This is a genomic window from Psychrobacter piechaudii, assembly GCF_900162825.1.
GTDB lineage: Bacteria > Pseudomonadota > Gammaproteobacteria > Pseudomonadales > Moraxellaceae > Psychrobacter > Psychrobacter piechaudii.
Map to the genome: position 1 here is coordinate 1 of NZ_FUGE01000214.1, position 17,236 is coordinate 17,236.

At 40.4% G+C, this 17,236-nt stretch carries 16 protein-coding genes, 1 other RNA gene and 1 pseudogene; 14 read left to right on the forward strand and 4 right to left on the reverse strand.

Annotation, left to right across the window (positions count from 1 at the left end; all coding sequences use genetic code 11):
* The 5 genes and pseudogenes from A1019T_RS11310 to A1019T_RS11335 all read left to right on the forward strand — a co-directional run.
* Nucleotides 1–378: pseudogene (locus tag A1019T_RS11310) on the forward strand (RNA-guided endonuclease InsQ/TnpB family protein); the annotation flags it as partial.
* Between the two features lie 128 nt (nucleotides 379–506).
* Nucleotides 507–1,286, forward strand: coding sequence for an ABC transporter permease (locus A1019T_RS11320; RefSeq protein ID WP_077451721.1), 780 nt, complete (start codon nucleotides 507–509; stop codon nucleotides 1,284–1,286).
* Nucleotides 1,287–1,372: 86 nt separating this feature from the next.
* Nucleotides 1,373–2,338, forward strand: coding sequence for an ABC transporter substrate-binding protein (locus A1019T_RS11325; protein ID WP_077451761.1), 966 nt, complete (start codon nucleotides 1,373–1,375; stop codon nucleotides 2,336–2,338).
* Between the two features lie 65 nt (nucleotides 2,339–2,403).
* Complete coding sequence (locus tag A1019T_RS11330; protein ID WP_077451722.1) at nucleotides 2,404–3,138, forward strand: ABC transporter ATP-binding protein; 735 nt, start codon at nucleotides 2,404–2,406, stop codon at nucleotides 3,136–3,138.
* An 85-nt stretch (nucleotides 3,139–3,223) separates the two neighbouring features.
* On the forward strand, nucleotides 3,224–3,889 hold the full coding sequence (locus tag A1019T_RS11335) for a LysE family translocator (RefSeq protein WP_077451723.1): 666 nt from the start codon (nucleotides 3,224–3,226) through the stop codon (nucleotides 3,887–3,889).
* 85 nt (nucleotides 3,890–3,974) lie between these two features.
* Here A1019T_RS11335 and purN read toward each other — a convergent pair whose 3' ends face one another.
* Together purN and purM are read right to left on the reverse strand one after the other, a co-directional pair.
* Nucleotides 3,975–4,664, reverse strand: a complete 690-nt coding sequence (purN, locus tag A1019T_RS11340; protein ID WP_095532617.1) for a phosphoribosylglycinamide formyltransferase — start codon at nucleotides 4,662–4,664, stop codon at nucleotides 3,975–3,977.
* Between the two features lies 1 nt (nucleotide 4,665).
* Nucleotides 4,666–5,757, reverse strand: a complete 1,092-nt coding sequence (gene purM, locus A1019T_RS11345) for a phosphoribosylformylglycinamidine cyclo-ligase (protein ID WP_077451725.1) — start codon at nucleotides 5,755–5,757, stop codon at nucleotides 4,666–4,668.
* Nucleotides 5,758–6,110: 353 nt separating this feature from the next.
* Between purM and A1019T_RS11350 the strand changes: the two genes are divergently transcribed.
* From A1019T_RS11350 to A1019T_RS11375, 6 genes are all read left to right on the forward strand, one after another.
* Nucleotides 6,111–7,211: an AI-2E family transporter gene (locus tag A1019T_RS11350; RefSeq protein WP_077451726.1), complete on the forward strand. Its 1,101-nt coding sequence runs from the start codon at nucleotides 6,111–6,113 to the stop codon at nucleotides 7,209–7,211.
* Nucleotides 7,212–7,343: 132 nt separating this feature from the next.
* Nucleotides 7,344–8,156, forward strand: a complete 813-nt coding sequence (gene hda, locus A1019T_RS11355) for a DnaA regulatory inactivator Hda (protein ID WP_077451727.1) — start codon at nucleotides 7,344–7,346, stop codon at nucleotides 8,154–8,156.
* Between the two features lie 115 nt (nucleotides 8,157–8,271).
* The gene (locus A1019T_RS11360) at nucleotides 8,272–8,946 is read left to right on the forward strand and encodes a DUF2057 family protein (protein WP_077451728.1); all 675 of its coding nucleotides are present in this window, start codon (nucleotides 8,272–8,274) and stop codon (nucleotides 8,944–8,946) included.
* A 302-nt stretch (nucleotides 8,947–9,248) separates the two neighbouring features.
* On the forward strand, nucleotides 9,249–9,890 hold the full coding sequence (locus A1019T_RS11365) for a peroxiredoxin (protein WP_077451729.1): 642 nt from the start codon (nucleotides 9,249–9,251) through the stop codon (nucleotides 9,888–9,890).
* Nucleotides 9,891–10,141: 251 nt separating this feature from the next.
* Nucleotides 10,142–10,771 (forward strand): glutathione S-transferase family protein, encoded by a 630-nt coding sequence (locus A1019T_RS11370; protein WP_077451730.1) that lies wholly within the window; start codon nucleotides 10,142–10,144, stop codon nucleotides 10,769–10,771.
* An 8-nt stretch (nucleotides 10,772–10,779) separates the two neighbouring features.
* Nucleotides 10,780–11,622, forward strand: coding sequence for an META domain-containing protein (locus A1019T_RS11375; RefSeq protein WP_077451731.1), 843 nt, complete (start codon nucleotides 10,780–10,782; stop codon nucleotides 11,620–11,622).
* Nucleotides 11,623–11,754: 132 nt separating this feature from the next.
* Here the strand turns inward: A1019T_RS11375 and ruvC are convergent, their stop codons facing one another.
* Nucleotides 11,755–12,339 (reverse strand): crossover junction endodeoxyribonuclease RuvC, encoded by a 585-nt coding sequence (gene ruvC / locus A1019T_RS11380; RefSeq protein ID WP_077451732.1) that lies wholly within the window; start codon nucleotides 12,337–12,339, stop codon nucleotides 11,755–11,757.
* A 186-nt stretch (nucleotides 12,340–12,525) separates the two neighbouring features.
* On the opposite strand from ruvC, the gene A1019T_RS11385 reads away from it, so the two are divergent.
* A complete protein-coding gene (locus A1019T_RS11385; RefSeq protein WP_077451733.1) occupies nucleotides 12,526–13,161 on the forward strand; it encodes an FxsA family protein in 636 nt (211 codons plus the stop codon).
* A gap of 192 nt (nucleotides 13,162–13,353) precedes the next feature.
* On the opposite strand, the gene ssrS is transcribed toward A1019T_RS11385, so the two are convergent.
* A non-coding RNA gene (gene ssrS / locus A1019T_RS11390) (6S RNA) lies at nucleotides 13,354–13,545 on the reverse strand.
* A 334-nt stretch (nucleotides 13,546–13,879) separates the two neighbouring features.
* Here ssrS and gpmI point away from each other — a divergent pair.
* Nucleotides 13,880–15,472 carry a 2,3-bisphosphoglycerate-independent phosphoglycerate mutase gene (gene gpmI, locus A1019T_RS11395; RefSeq protein ID WP_077451734.1) on the forward strand — a complete coding sequence of 531 codons (1,593 nt, stop codon included), beginning with the start codon at nucleotides 13,880–13,882 and terminating at the stop codon, nucleotides 15,470–15,472.
* Between the two features lie 243 nt (nucleotides 15,473–15,715).
* Nucleotides 15,716–17,128 carry a S41 family peptidase gene (locus A1019T_RS11400; RefSeq protein ID WP_244156651.1) on the forward strand — a complete coding sequence of 471 codons (1,413 nt, stop codon included), beginning with the start codon at nucleotides 15,716–15,718 and terminating at the stop codon, nucleotides 17,126–17,128.
* Nucleotides 17,129–17,236 lie beyond the last annotated feature (108 nt).

The following is a 17,236-nucleotide window of genomic DNA, read 5'->3' on the forward strand; positions in this document are numbered from 1 at the left end:
TAAATTCACCACCAAGCTTGTTAAAGATAACAGCTTAATTGTGGTTGGTGATGTTAAATCTCGCTCATTTACAACTAGAAAAACCAATCTAGCTAAATCGACATACGATGCCGGATGGTTTGAACTTAAACGACAACTGGAATATAAATGCAAGCATGCAGGTTGTCAGCTTGAGATGGTAAATGAGAGTTACACTACCCAGACCTGCTCGTACTGCCTTAAAATAAGTGACAGTAGCTTGAGGGTAGAGCAGGCTTGCGAATAAGAGGATGGACTTGTGCTGAGTGTGGCACATGGCATGATAGAGATACCAATGCTGCTAAGAACGCCCTTGCGGGCGGGCTTGACCGTCTAGCTGTAGGAATCCCCTCGGTTTAGCGAGGGGAGGAAGTCAATTTGTTAGAATTCAAATCATTGTCTTTAGTTGGTAAATTGCTATCTTTAATAGCTAGTTGTTCTTTAATTAATAGTTATTCCCCTTTTTAGCTTTACTGAGATTCCTAATAATGACCCCTGTTCAAAAGCGAGCCCAAGTTAGTAGACAGTTTGTTAGTCTAATAAAAAGTCATATCTTAGTCATTTTAATACTGGTGTTGTGGCAGCTGTGTGTGTCATTAGAGCTTATTCCTGATTACTTATTACCCTCACCACTGCAAATAGTTGAAGCTTTTATTGAAGATTTTCCCTTATTAATGGAGCATGCCAAATACACTTTGGCGACTGCTTTTATCGGAACAGCAATTGGTCTTGTAATCAGTTTTGTGCTATCAATAATTATGGATTTATCGAAGACCATGAAAGAGCTGATTTATCCTGTCATTTTATTGAACCAAACCATTCCCACCATTGCCATTGCTCCTTTATTGATTATCTGGTTGGGATATGGAATTACTCCCAAAGTAGTTTTAGTGGTTTTGGCAGTGTTCTTTCCGATAACCATTGCTTTGGTAGATGGCTATCAGTCGGTAAGTCGTGAACATTTAAACCTTTTTAAGTCTATGAAAGCTTCGAAATATCAGCTGTATCGACACTTAAAGATTCCTTCAGCTATGGGGTCTTTTTTTACCGGTCTGAAAGTGGCTTTATCCTACGCTCTAATTTCAGCCGTTATTGCTGAATGGCTAGGGGGGTATCATGGGCTTGGGGTTTATATGACACGGGTACGTAAGTCTTATGACTTAGACAGTATGTTTGCGGTGATTTTTTTGATTAGTTTCCTAACTATTTTGCTTATTGGACTGGTGAAATGGTTGGAGAGACGGGTACTACGTCATAATTATTTATAAAACAACCTTTTCTAAAATAACTTTACAGAGGATTTATAGTGGAGATTTTAAGCTCAAGTCGTATTAAGACCAGCGCTGTTTATTCCATGGTGGTGCTGTCGTTATTGGCAATTATGGCGATAAGCTTAGCAGCTTGCCAACCAAAGGCAGACAGTGCTAAGCAAGGAGGCGAGGGTCTGACCGAAGTGGTTATCTCATTAGATTGGGTGCCCAATACCAACCATACTGGTCTATATGTGGCACAAGAAAAGGGATACTTTAAAGACCAAGGCTTGGCGGTAAAAATTGTTCAACCTAGTGAAGACAGTGCCTCAACCCTAGTGGCGAATAATAGAGCAGATTTTGGGGTCTATTTTCAGTCAAATATGACTTCAAGATTGGCAAAAGAAGTGCCCATTACTGCTGTAGCCGCCATCTTACAACACAATCCGGCGGGTTTATTGAGCTTAAAGTCACTGGGAGCAGAGTCGCCAAAAGACTTAAATGGTAAGCGTTATTCCACTTGGGAAGATCCTATTGATGATGCGACTGTGGCTCATATTGTGGGCGGTGACTTAGTAAAAATACCAGGTGAAGCTACAGATGCTACGGTTGCGCTAAGAATGAATCAGTTTGATTATATTCTTGCTTACTATGGTTGGGATGGCATTCATGCCCAGCTACAAAATGTGGAAACTAACTTCTTTTTCCTAAAAGACTATGAGCCAGTCTTTGATTATTATGCCCCAGTAATTATTACCAATAATAAACTCCTAGAAACCAAGCCTGAGCTTGTGAAAAAGACTTTAGCTGCGATGAAGCAGGGCTACATTTATGCTGCAAAAAATCCTGAAGAAAGTGCAGAAATCTTGGTGAAGCATGCCCCTGAAACCAATAAAGAGCTAGCGCTGGCGAGCCAAAAATACATCTCTACTCAATATCTAGATGAAGAGGGCGATTGGGGTAAATTTGATTATGATCGTTGGGATAGATTTTATGACTGGGTTTATAAAAAGGGTCTGTTAGAAAAACCACTTCCTCCTCAAGCTGGTGTTACTAACGACTATCTATAATAGTGTTTGATTTATTTAAAACCTATTATATGAACCAATGCCCAACAAAGTGAGTGGTATCAATAATGGATAAGGTACTTGTTTTAAAAGAGATCAACCATGCCTTTAACCAAAAGCCTATATTTGAAAATTTAAATATGGCTGTGGCAAAAAATGATGTGGTGAGCATTGTTGGTGCCAGCGGTGTTGGTAAGACCACCCTGTTTAATATCGCAGCCGGTTTACTAACACCGACTTCAGGGGAGGTTTGGATAAATGGGGTTGAGACCACAGGTCAGGCAGGTACGGTAGGCTATATGCTCCAAAAAGACCTACTATTACCCTTTAAAAGTGTGTTCGATAACATTGCTCTGCCGTTAACTTTAAAGGGTTATAGTAAGGCAAAAATTGAGGAAATTGTTAGACCACAATTGACTCACTTTGGGCTTCAAGGCTTGGAGCAACAGTACCCTCAGACTTTATCTGGTGGTCAAAGACAGCGAGCGGCTTTATTGCGTACTTATTTAGGTGATAATCCTATTATGTTGCTCGATGAGCCGTTCTCTGCTTTAGATTTCGTAACCAAAGATGAAATGTACCACTGGTTTAGTCAACTGCAAAAACGCTTAGAATTAACCTGCCTGATCATTACGCATGACATCGATGAAGCTATTTATCTCTCCGATCATCTATATGTGTTAAAAGGGGAGCCGGCTCAGCTAACCGAGCACTTTGTTATTCCTAAGCATGAGGGGTTTTTGGATAGCCAAGAGTATTTGGTGTTAAAAAAACAAATCTTAACCGCAATTCAAAGCCCTTAGTTCTTAAGGTATTGGGTCAATCATCTCACGTAACCTCACTCTATAAATTATAAGCAGACTACCCGCCAGCTAAAAGGATTAAATAATGTTTGGTATCGACAATTATTGGGGCTTTTTGGCTGCAGGCGTGTTGCTGAATTTAACTCCAGGTGCAGATAGCTTATATATTATTATGCGTAGCATCTCACAAGGACCCCAAGCTGGCGTGTTCTCAGCTTTGGGTATTGTCACTGGCATCTTAGTGCATACCTTGTTGGCAGCATTGGGGTTGTCTGTATTGTTAGCGAGTTACCCACTGGCTTTTACTATAGTTAAGTATCTAGGCGCACTCTATCTGTGTTATTTGGGGATAAGGCTTTTATGGTCTAAACAGAGTACTGAAGTTTCTGAGCAACTGCCTAAGGACGTTATGTCTGAGGTAAAGTTGGGCATGAAACGCGGGATAAATCAATGGCAAATTTATAAGCAGGGCATATTGACCAATGTGCTTAATCCCAAAGTGGCCTTATTTTTCTTAGCTTTTTTCCCGCAGTTTATTGATGCTAATTACGGTAATGCCATGCTGTCCTTTTCTTTGCTTGGATTAAGTTTTGCGGTCACAAGTTTAGTGTGGTGTGTCAGTTTGGCACTATTGGCAGCACGATTTAGTGAGCAATTAAGACAGAATCCAAGTATTGAAGCTTGGCTTAATAAAATTAGTGGTGTGGTATTTATTGCTTTGGGACTAAGATTGATGAGCGCTAAGCTTTAAAAGCTTAAATAAACTTTAAATGAAAAAGCCCAAATCTAAGACTTGGGCTTTTTTATTTAGAATTAATCGGTTCTGGTCATAGCTATTAACTATCTAACCAAAGTTTTAGTGGTAGCTGCGGTAGATAAGGCGTTGCTGCTTTCTGCTCATTGATAGCATCAAGATTTAATACACCCCGAGCAATAAGTAGGATGGTCCATGGCAGTACTTGATGTTCAAGCTTTTGGACGCGGGCTTGTAGTGCTTCAGCAGACTCGCTGTGATCAACTGCAAGCATAGCCTGAGTCAATACTTGGCCGGCATCTAGCTCAGCAGTCACAATGTGTACACTACAGCCATGATGGATGTCGCTAGACTCTAAAACACGCTGATGAGTATCTAGTCCTTTATATTTTGGTAGTAGTGAAGGGTGTAGATTGATCATTGGCGCAGGCGAACCACTAATAAACTCATCACTTAGGACTCGCATAAAGCCTGCCAATACCACCAAATCAGGTTGCCACTCATTCAACTGAGCGCTGGCATGACGCTCAAAGGTTTTAATCCCCATGCGCTTACCAGCATTTTCACCTTCAGTAATATGAGAAAATACTGCTGTGATTATGCCAGCTTGCTGTGCTCGAGTCACCGCATAAGCTTCTTTGACATTACTAATGACGCCGATAATCTCAATAGGTAAGCTACCGGCGTTCATAGCGTCAATAAGTACTTGAAGGTTGCTGCCACTGCCTGAAACTAAAACAGCAACCTTTAATGGTTTTTGCGAATCAGTCATGTTACGAGTACACCACTGCATCATCAGTACGAGCGATAATTTCACCGAAGATGAAAGCTTTCTCACTGGCATCATTTAAGATACTAACCGCTTGCTCAGCTACTTCAGCTGGAACCACAACCACGAAACCTACGCCACAGTTGAAGGTACGGTACATTTCAGACTGCTCAATGTTGCCGTGTTTTTGAAGCCAGTTAAATAACTCAGGCATCTCCCAGCTTTGGGTATCAATTTTAGCTGCTAAATTCTCTGGTAATACGCGAGGTAAGTTTTCGGTAAAGCCGCCGCCAGTGATATGTGACATAGCATGTAGCTTGCTGTTACCTAGTGCTTTTTGTAACGTTTGGATAGATTTCACATAGATTTTAGTAGGGGCCATTAGTGCATCGGCAATTGGTTGACCGTCTAAGGTTTCGTCAGAGTTGGCAATATCTACGCCACTAACCTCAATGACTTTGCGGATTAGAGAATAACCATTTGAGTGAGCACCACTAGAAGCGATACCGATAAGGACATCACCTTCTGCAACATTCTCACCAGTAATAACTTCAGACTCTTCAACCACGCCCACACAGAAGCCAGCTAGGTCATAATCTTCATCTTGGTACATGCCTGGCATTTCAGCAGTTTCGCCACCGATTAGAGCACAGTTAGACTGCTTACAGCCTTCACCGATACCGCCCACAACTGAGGCTGCAGTATCCACATCTAATTTACCAGTAGCATAGTAATCTAAGAAGAATAAAGGCTCAGCACCACAAACCAATAGATCGTTGACACACATAGCCACCAAGTCGATACCGATAGTGTCATGACGGTCTAGTTGAAGTGCAAGCTTAAGCTTAGTGCCGACACCATCTGTTCCTGAAACTAATACAGGCGACTTATAGCCTGTTGGAATACGGCATAATGCGCCAAATCCACCAAGACCGCCAACAACTTCAGGACGAGTGGTTGATTTAGCAATAGATTTAATGCGTTGAACTAGGGCATCACCTGCATCAATATCTACACCAGCATCTTTATAGCTTAGTGAAGTTGGCTTGTCTTGAGTTGACGAGTTAGCAGATGCATTAGAATTTGGATGGCTCATGGTAGCAGCAGACCTTAATAAGCGAATGTGAGAATAAAATAATAGAAGGTTCAGATAAAAACTGTGTGCTCAAATTAGCAAAGTGAATTAGGCTAGATTGTTAGTAAATAGCAAACAGCAGTTCTCTGGTGGCATTATACGCAAAAACGCAGGGCTCGCAAAATTTAACGCATATTAATTGAGGATAAAAACAAAAAATGACTAAAATTTAGTTAATGATTACGCTGTTGTGGATTATTATAGAATTAATTTTGACTTATTATTTTGTTTTTACAGTTAAATTATTTTTTTCTGTTAAAAACAATACCCTTCTTTCCTACCTGAAGCTTTTTGAATTATAGAGAATATTATCTATGCAAGTTGTAAGAATTGACCCATTTTTTAAGCGTTTATTCGCCGTTGTAGCCATAGGGATAGGTTTATGGCTTATATATTTGCTAATTCCTGTTATTTTGCCTTTTTTAACTGCATTTATATTGGCTTACCTTCTGAATCCCATTGTGGCACGTTTGGCTCGTATTATGCCTAGGTGGCTATCGATTCTGATTGTTTATACCGCCATTATTTTGGGGTTTGGGGTTTTATTATGGTGGCTACTACCTACGTTATGGACGCAAATTGAGTCCGCGTGGAAGTACTTTCCAAGATTGGTTGAATGGTATAACAGTGATATTCGTGTTTGGGTTAATGACAACAGTCGTTTCAATTTACCTGTATTGGAGTCGCAAATTGTCTCTGATACTTTGGTTGAGTATCTCAACAAAAACTATAATGTAGCCGATGCTCAGTCATTTCTGATGTACATCATGAACTCAGGGCTAACCGTTATTAATAATACCGGTCTTGTGGTCTTAGTGCCTATCTTAACCTTTTATTTCTTATTTAACTGGAACGAGCGCCTGCAAACGTGGAAAGCAGCTTTACCTGCAACCAGCTCGAAGAAAATTATTGAGATTGCTCGTGATTGTGACAAAGCTTTAATGGCTTTCATTAAAGGTCAGTTGCTGGTCATGATATTATTAGGCGTCGTCTATGCAGTACAGTTGCAGCTTATTGGGTTGGAGCTTGGCTTAATTATCGGAATGGTAGCAGGTATTGCCAGTTTCGTGCCTTATCTAGGTTTTGGTATTGGTTTTATTGCGGCCATGATTGCAGGGTTATTCCAGTTTGGTATGGACTGGTTACAGCTTGGACTTATTGCCGGTGCATTTATGGTAGGGCAGGCGGTAGAAGGTTATATCCTACAGCCTCTACTACTGGGAGATAAAATTGGACTTTCTCCTTTATGGGTCATCTTTGCTGTGCTGGCAGGGGCAAGTTTGCTAGGTTTTGTTGGGATGTTAATTGCGCTACCGGTTTCAGCCATCATTAATGTTTTATTCCGTCATGCTTACGCGGCTTACCAGAACACAGATTGGTATAAGGGTAGAAAGCAGTATAAGTTATTTGAGTAAGTGTCAGTAAGCAGATAACAAAGTGTTTGTTAGGGTTTACTGGCTTATTGCAGGGTAATGTCATATTATTGTTCATAAAATTGTGATATAAATAAACGTTACAAAGTTATATCGAGCCGAGATACTAGCCTGATGACAAATCAATTAAGTTTAAATCTAGAAGTAAGGAGAGATGCTAGCCTGAGCGATTTTTCGGGACCGGGCTGGTCGACTTTAATCGATGCTGTTCGTCAACTGCATGTTGGCTTAATTGGACAGATGTACATTTATGGTAGTGCTGCTACTGGTAAAACTCACTTACTTTCCGCTATTTGCGAATCTTATATGGAGATGGATAAGACTGCGATCTGTCTGTCTTTAAAAGAACTGGTCAACACCGATGTAGGGGTTTTGGCTTCACTAGAAAGTTTTGACTTGGTGGCCATTGATGATTTGGAAGCCATTCGCAATAGTCGTGTCTGGCAAGAAGCCATCTTCCATTTGATTAATCGTAGCCGTGAAGGTCAGGGGCAATTAATCTTTGCGGCGAAAACACCGGCCACAGACTTACCATTTGAATTACCTGACTTATTGACTCGATTAATTCAGTCACCAGCTTTTAGAGTGCCAGAAGGGCATGATATTGCAGATAGGAAAGCTATGCTTGAGTCGATAATGCGTAGACGGGGTTGGCAGTTTGACCCTCGCATCACCGAGCATTTGCTGAATGAAGGGCCGCACCGTATTGGCGGTATGCTGGATATCTTAAATGTTATCCAGCCTTTATTCTCTAACCTAAATCGATCTCACGTGTCTAAGGCTGTGATCAATCAGGCCATTACGATGATTGATGAGCAAACACTTATGGCGGAGCTTGAGGATATTAACCAAGAAGCTCACGAAGATTTCTTAACTAAGTCAGAAGAGAGTAACCCTTATCGCGATAATATGACTCTGAATTTTTAAAAAATTATCAGAGCATCTTTAAATTGTAATTTTTTCCAGTTATGCTACGGCATATTTTTACTATTTTTATTAAAACTAATACTCACTTAATTCCAATATTCTTTAAGGCTATCTCATGACTGATACAACCCACAAGCCCCTGCTAAATAAACTGCTAACTGTCGCAGGTATTGGCTTATTCTCAGTATCGTTGGCACATGCTGATGTGACTTTAAAAGTAGACGACAATATCAAAGTAACGGTTTTAAATGGTAAGCAGTACAACACTAGCTTATTTCAGCCTTTACAACAGACCTTTGTGTTACAGCCAGGCAAACACGTAATTACTGCTAAATATGATCGCCTGTATGATGATTTACCTGGCGATAATCATGATTACTTGCGTTCTGGTAATGTGACGGTCACTGCTGACTTACAAGATAACCAAACTTATCGTTTGGCCATGCCAGGTCAGCCAGAGAGATATCAGGAAGCCCAAAAATATGCTAAGTCTCCAACTTTAGCGGTAATTAAAGGCTCAACTGTGATTGCACAGACCAGCGGCGCTGTTGAAGAGGGTGGCTTATTCTCAGGGCTATCTTCTTTATTCGGTAGTAATGATGCTCAAGTAGAAAACCAAAAAGCTATTGCTGCGGTTAATGGCTCATCAACTACTTCAATTAAGGCCATCTCTCCAGTAGAAACTTCTAGTAATAGTGCCAAGGCTGATACTTTGGATAACTTTATGCAGCTTTGGTTACAAGCGACTCCTGATGAGCGTGAAAAAATTCGTCAGTGGATTCAAAAGTAATCCCTATTTTGACCCTGCTTCATTGAGTACTGAATAGAAGATAGGGGCTGCTACCATTGTCTTTGAAACCCGTCAGGTTGTTGGCGGGTTTTTTATTAGCTCAATTAATAAGATAGAAGAGTGGACTAATAAAAGATAAAATTACAGGCAAACGCTAAAATGGCATAAAGCTTTTACAATCTGGCATAGTTTTAATATATTTATTTTGATAGTATATTATCAATTGCATAGGACTACTGTGCATGATAGTGGTTAAGTTAATTAAATAGTTAAATAAATCAATTATAAATAAGGATTTTATTATGGCACATTTACGTTTAGGTGATGATGCTCCAAACTTTGACGCCCCAACTACTGATGGTGATATTAACTTTTATGAGTGGGCAGGTGACAACTGGGTAGTATTCTTCTCACACCCAGCTGATTTCACTCCAGTATGTACTACAGAATTAGGTCGTGCTGCTGCTTTAAATGGTGAGTTCCAAAAGCGTGGTGTCAAGCCAATTTGTATCTCTGTAGATGACGTAGAAGATCACAAAGCGTGGGCAAGTGATATCGGTGAAACTCAAGGTACTGAGTTAAACTTCCCAATTATTGGTGATGAGAATAAGAAAGTAGCCGAATTATATGACATGATCCACCCTAATGCGGCGACTACTAACACAGTACGTAGTGTGTTTATTATCGATCCAAAAAAGAAAGTACGTTTGATTCTAACTTACCCAGCAAGCGTTGGCCGTAACTTTGATGAAATCCTACGTGCTATTGATGCGTTACAATTAACAGATGAGTATAACGTAGCTACGCCAGTAGATTGGAAAGATGGTGATGACGTTATTATTCCACCAAGCATCAAAACTGAAGATATTTCAGAAAAAGACTATCCAAAAGGCTTCACTGAGATTAAACCTTACTTACGTATCACTCCTCAGCCAAATAAATAAGGTGAGGTTTCGATTTTAAGGTTTAAACCAGAAACTTAGCCAGAAATTTAGTAAGTTGTAAAAGCTCCCTTAACTGTAGTTGTGGGAGCTTTTTTTATCGGCTTGTTTATTATTGGCTTATCGTGCTAAAAATGATTAATTAACAAATATTGATATGGTGTTATTGCTTCAGTTTGATATGATAAAAGACGAAGTAGGGATACCTAAAATTATATCCACCAAAGATAAAATTAAATCAAAGGGAGTTTGAAATGAAAAAATTATACTTAACTCGTATGGCGCCTAATCCACGTAAAGTGGTTCTCCTTTTAAAAGCTAAGGGTATAGATATTGATGACATTGATGATATCGATGTGATTGATATTGATATGGCAAAGGGCGAGCATTTAACCGAAGAGTTTCGCAAAATAAATCCTTTACAGCTATTGCCGGTATTGGTGCTTCAAGATGGTACCGTACTCAATGATTCTCAAGCTATCTGTGAGTACTTAGATAGGGTCTATGGGGAGCGTTCTGTGATGGGCAATGATGTTGTGCAACGGGCTCAGGTATGCTCGATAAGAAGGGTTGCCGAGTTTGAAGTGTTGTATAACTTTATGCTCGCCTTCCAGCACAATCATCCCTCAAAAGCGCATCGAGTTGATCAAGTTCCCGAGTTTGCCTCTAAGTCTATCGCCAGAGCCGAAAAAGCACTGCCATATTTCAATGATATTTTGAAAGACAAAGATTACCTAGTGGGCAATCAATTAAGTTATGCCGATATCGTGTTCTATATTGGCCTTGATTTTGGGCGAGTTCTTAAATTTGATCCCACTGCTCATGGTGAGGGTATAGCGCGCTTCTATAACTCAATGAATGAGCGATTTGGCTTTAAGAAGTAAGGAATAATATGCTGTCTGCAAAAGGTCTATTTACGGTTATGGTCACGGGTAGTCTACTGTTAGTGGGCTGTCAAAATACCGATCCTGTAACTTCCCAGTCCAGTGCTCCTCAGAGTAGCACTATGACAAATGCTGAAAACAAGTTGACGCTGAATGCTACTAGCTTGGCCAATTATCATTGGCAACTACTGGCTGCAAAGGATAAACACGGTCGACCTTTATCGGTATTAGAAACTATTAAAGATCAAGTCCATCTTAGCTTCTATGTGGACAAAAGGGCTAATCGTGCCAGCTTCACAGTAGGGTGTAATGGTATGGGTGCTGAATTCACGGTATCTAACCAGACCCTAAAAATGGGCAATATTATTAGTACTGAAATGTATTGCCAAGAAGTAGACCAAGCAGAGAGATTAATGGCTCAATTAATGCGTGGTAATAGTAAGCTCTCTATTGAAAGCCCTAAAGAATCGACTACGATTCAGCCTCTATTAACTCAACAGTTGGCCACTGGAGAGGTATTAGTTTGGAAGGGGACTGCAACCCCAGAAGCTAAGTATCAACAAAAAGGCGATATTGTATTTTGGGAGGTCAATCATCAGCTGCAAGACTGTCCAAATCCTAACCAAAAGGGTTGCTTGAAAGTGAGGCCTGTTTATTATGATGATCAAGATATTAAAACAGGCGTTGGTGATTGGCAGATCTTTGTCGATAAGATTGAGGGCTATAATCATGACAGCGGTATCGACACTGTGCTGCGTTTAAAGCGTTTTACGGTTGACCCAATAGACGTCAAGGGCAAGCAATTTGTCTATGTGTTAGATCAAATTATAGAAAGTTCTGTGGTTAACTAAAGCTAGGTTGATTATTAAAGCTAATAAGGTAATAAAGAGCCAATTAGCCAATTTGAGCTAGCCGAATAATATAAATAGAAAAATAAAGAATCGCCTATAGCAACTATAGGCGATTTTTTTGTAAAGCTGAGTCTACTTTAGCCCAGCCAAGTCTTCTTCGGTTAAACGCCAACGTCCTTTTTTCTTGGAAGAACCGCGGCCTCGTAGGGTGGTATTCATAAGTAGCTTGTTCATAGAATGACTTGAATGCGCGTGGCAGATGGCGCAAGCAAGACCATCGGCGGCATCTTGTTGTGGGGTGACATCCAGTTTTAAGATGCGACAAACCATTTCTTGTACTTGTACTTTATCGGCGGCTCCATAGCCACAGACCGCTTGTTTGATTTGTCTGGCAGTATATTCAGAAACTTCTAGGTCCAAGGCAACCAAAGCTGCGATGGCTGCACCGCGGGCTTGACCTAACTTAAGAGCAGAGTCGGGGTTTTCAGCCATAAACACCTGCTCAACGGCAGCATGAATAGGCTCGTCAGAATATTTTTGATGATATTGGGTAATACGAGTTATCCCATTAAATATACGTTTTAAACGTTCTGGCATCTCTTTGGTGTCGGTTCTGATAGTACCGGCATCCAAATAACGCAAGGTATCCCCTTTTTGATGAATAATACCGTAACCTGTCATTCTAGAGCCGGGGTCAATACCAATAATAATCGCCATAATAAATCAAATTATCCTAAGGGTTATAAAAATTTGTGCTGCTGAATCTTGTTTGATTGAGGTTAAATTTCAGTATTATTCCTCAACAAAATTCATTTAAGATTTGATAGTATAGCAAGCCATCCCCATATATCTAATACATATTAAATTTTAGTTATTTCCCAAATCAAAATAGGACGACACATTATGGGTCAATTAGTTGGCTTAGCCATCGTATGGTTTATTATTGAAATGCTACTGTGGTACTTAGTGGCACAATTTATCAGTGGCTGGTGGGTATTTTTCTGGTTTATCATAGCTGCTGTAATTGGGCTTAGCTTAATACGTCGTGGTATGACCACTTTAAACCCTATGGCACAACATATGAAAGCAGGCGGCATGATGAATCCTGCTATGCGCCCACCTGAGAATACCATTATTAAGACAGTAGCTATGGCAGTAGGGGGTCTATTACTACTAATTCCTGGTCTACTATCAGATATTTTAGCACTGTTGGTAGTCCTACCTCCTGTGCAGAAAAAACTAAAAGATATGGCCAATAATTACGTCATGAATAACCAACAAAAAATGATGGAAATGATGGCGAAACAGATGGGTGGACAAATGGGCGGTCAAAATCCATTTGGTGGTATGGGTGCTGGCGTTAATCCATTTGGGGGCCAAAATCCTTTCGGTGGCCAGAACCCATTCAATAATCAGCCAGGCTCTAAAAATGCAAATCCATTTGGTAGTGGGTTTAAGAAAAGCACTACGGTAGATGGTTCAGCGAAACCAGTTATTAAAGATGTGAAAAAATTAGAGAAACCTGCTAACGATGAATAGTAGGCTTCCAAAGCTTTTTGAATAACTGACTATTTTGTCCAAGCAATAAAAAAACCCTTCTACTTGAGTAAAAGGGTTTTTTATTGCTTATAACTTCTTATAGCTTATAGCTTATAGCTTATAGCTTATTGCTTTATTGAATAGTATTCAAAACACATAAAAATAAGGAAGTTATAAGGTGCCACAAAAATTAGAACCGAAGTGCCGCTGTTGGATGGGGACCCATGAACCGTGAAGTTCAGGGCGGATGTGTCACTGTCTCTTAAGGTTTCCTGAGTCACTGCAAGCAGTGCAGGCATACACAATGAAACAATAGATAGCACATCCATTTAGTGCATTATCGGCTCAGGGAATAACATCCACTGGCGAACACTTCAGAGTCTTTAAATACTAACCAATTTTTTATGAACTTGCAAACCTAAAGCTATATTAGTTTGTTAATAATATGAATAAGTTAGCAACTGAGCCTACCATATGTCTGTCTGACTTAAATTTTAATGTAGAGGAGATGGTTAATGTTGCTATGGAATTATTGAGGCTGAGCCCTTATATAATAAGCGTTCACAATCTTACATTATAGTTAAACTGGTGAGTGTGTTAGAATTAGAGGGTCAATTTTGATATTAATTTTAATAGTTTTGTATATTTGATTTAATTTTATAATCTTTAATATTCTAATTTTTCTTGAAATATTGCAATACAAATGGAGATAAAGTCAATGGTAGCAGCTGATAAAAACAAAAAAATCCCACACGTTCTGATGATTTTAGATGGCTTTGGATATCGTGAGGATGAGCAGGACAATGCGATCGCTGCTGCCACCACGCCTAATCTAGACAAAATCAACAGTACCTATCCACATGGCCTAATCTCAGGCTCAGGTGAGGATGTTGGGTTGCCTGAAGGTCAATTTGGTAACTCAGAAGTAGGTCACATGAACTTAGGGGCAGGGCGAGTGTTGTTTCAGGATTCTACTCGTATCTCTCGTGATATCAAAAACCGTGATTTCTATAAAAACCCTGAGTTGTTAGAAGCCATCGAAGCGGTAAAAGAGTCTGATAGCAATCTTCATATTATGGGTCTATTGTCAGATGGCGGGGTGCATGCTCATCAGGATCATATTGAAGCCATGTGTCATGCCACCGTTGTGCATGGTGCAAAAGGGGTTTATGTTCACTGCTTTTTAGATGGTCGTGATACGCCACCAAAATCTGCTGATAAATATATCAAACGCTTAAAAGAGTTCTTGGCAAATTTAAACGCCTATTATGAAAGCAACGTACAGATTGCCAGTATCATCGGTCGTTACTATGCGATGGACCGTGATAATCGCTGGGATAGAGTAGAGAAGGCTTATAATCTATTAACCTTGGGTGAGTCAGAAAGAATGGCAACACGAGCAGATGGGGCAGTCCAAGCCGCTTATAAGTCTCGTGAAACAGATGAGTTTGTGAGTCCAACTACGGTTATTGAACACGGCGAGACACCAACGACCATCAATGATAATGACGCTGTGATTTTTATGAACTTCCGTGCGGATAGAGCGCGTGAGCTGGCTCAAGCTTTCATCCTACCCGATCATGAGTTTTCAGGATTTGCTCGTAAGAAGCAACCTAATCTTTCAGCCTTTGTCATGATGACTCACTACTCTGATGAGTTGGCTGCTAATCCAAAAACTTCAGTAGCTTATAAGCCAACAAAATTACATAACACCTTGGGTGAGTACTTACAGAATAATGGAAAAACTCAACTAAGAATTGCGGAAACTGAGAAATTTGCTCATGTTACGTTTTTCTTCAGTGGTGGCAAAGAAGATGAGTTTACAGGTGAGTCTCGTATTCTAATTCCCTCTCCTGATGTTGAAACTTATGACTTAAAACCAGAGATGAGTGCTCCGGAAGTAACCAAAAACTTAGTAGAAGCCATTGAGTCTGGCAAGTATGATGTTTTGGTAGTGAACTATGCCAACGGTGATATGGTGGGTCATACCGGTAGTTTTGAAGCTGCAGTAAAAGCGGTAGAAGCATTGGATGTGGCGATTGGTGAGGTTTCAGAAGCGGTTATTAAAGCCGGTGGTCATATGTTAATTACCGCAGACCATGGTAATTGTGAGCAGATGCAAGATTATGAAAGTGGTCAGGTGCATACTCAGCATACTACCGAACATGTGCCTTTGATTTACGTTGGTGATAAAAAAGTGACAGTTCGTGAGGGCGGTAAATTAAGTGATGTGGCCCCAACCATCTTAGATCTAATGGGTCTTGAAGTGCCGAAAGAGATGACTGGTATCAACTTGTTAGAAGCTAAATAGCCAGTCAAGATTAGCCTAGTTAAGGTCCGCCTAGTCAAGACCAACCTAGGAGTTAAAATCTCTTAACTACCACTGATAGTAGAGCATACGATGCAATTTGATTCTTCTCAAAACTTATCAAAAAATAAGGAGTCTATAACTCCTAGCAAGTTTTGGCTAGCCATGTTTAAGGGGCATAAACTTAGTCAGGTGGCTGGGTTTACGCTGTTATCCTTAACGCTTTCTATCAGTGGTTGCTCTTCCATGGGACAGCTACAGACTTCTACCGTTGATAACGGAGCTACTAAATCTGTCATTTTGGAGACGGGGTCAAATGCTCAGCCCAGCTCAGAAGCGGCAAAAAAGCTGAATGATTTGGCAGTTAGTGCTAAAAAATCTGAAGACGCCTGTGTAGATGACTGCGGCGATGTGGATGCTATTGCTCATCTTGATGAAGAGATAGAAAGTTATGAAGACATAGATGCGCAGCCAGCCCTTATCGATATAGAAGAAGATGATATTGATGATGAAATTGAAGGTGAAAGGTTAGGGGTAGAGCATGTTCCTTTAAATGCCATATCACCTCAGACGCTACAAGCTTTTGTGGAGGTCATCGATGTCATACGTCATGACTATGTGAAACCTGTCAATGATGAAATGCTTTTTCAGCAAGCCATAACCGGTATGTTAGAAAAGCTAGATAAGCACGCTGAATATTTAACCCCAGAGAGTTACGATAATCTACGTAGTTTCACTGATGGGGAAATAGCCCAAGTGGGATTGGTGGTAAAATATAATTCTAATCAGCAGGTGTGGGAGGTCAGCTCTGTCTTAAGCCAGTCTTCTGCTCAGCAAGCTGGAATAAAGATCGGTGATAGGTTATTACGCATTAAAAATGCGGAACTCACCTCAGATATGACAGAGCAGGATGTACAGCAACTACTTTCTGGTATTGCCGGCTCTCAAGTTGAAGTAACCGTAGTGAATGCCCAAGGAGGGACGCGGCGCAATATAACTTTGCAACGTAATCTCGCCGCTAATAATGAATTGTCTGTGACCGTAAAAAACAGTATTGCCATAATCCGCTTACCTGTTTTTCAAAACGGTTCTAAAGATCAATTGATTAGCGCCTTAAAGCAAACTGGGTCAGCGGTAACTGGTGTGGTTATTGATGTGCGTAATAATCCAGGCGGGGTGTTATCCTCTGCAATTGACATTGCTAGTTTGTTTATTAAAGAAGGGGACCTGATTCAGGTAAGAAGCCGTACCAATCATGGTCAGCTGATTAAGCCCAAAGGAAAACCTTATCTTTCTGATTTACCAGTAATTATCTTACAAAACCGTTACTCTGCTTCTGCCGCGGAAGTGCTGGCAAGCAGTTTTAAAAGCAACAAGCGGGCAAAAATTGTGGGTGAGCAAAGCTTTGGTAAAGGCACCGTACAAGAGGTGGTGCCCCTTGAGTCTGGTGGAGGTATCAAGCTTACGGTTGCAGAATACCGCAGTGCGAAAGGTGAGCTTATAGATGGGGTTGGGGTGAAGCCTGATATGGTTCTAGCCCATGATGGTTCGGATTGGCAACAAACTGCCGTGAATCTTTTGTTATCTCAAGACAGACCCTTTGGAATTAAATTTGATACAAAGTTTGATGATGATGGCAGCATGCTTAATGATTACTAGTTACAGAGTAAATTACTGATTGTTAAATAAATATTTTGATAGAAAAAGAGAGCTTCTGGTAAGCTCTCTTTTTTATTGATGAAGGTGATCAAGGTTGCGCATTATTGT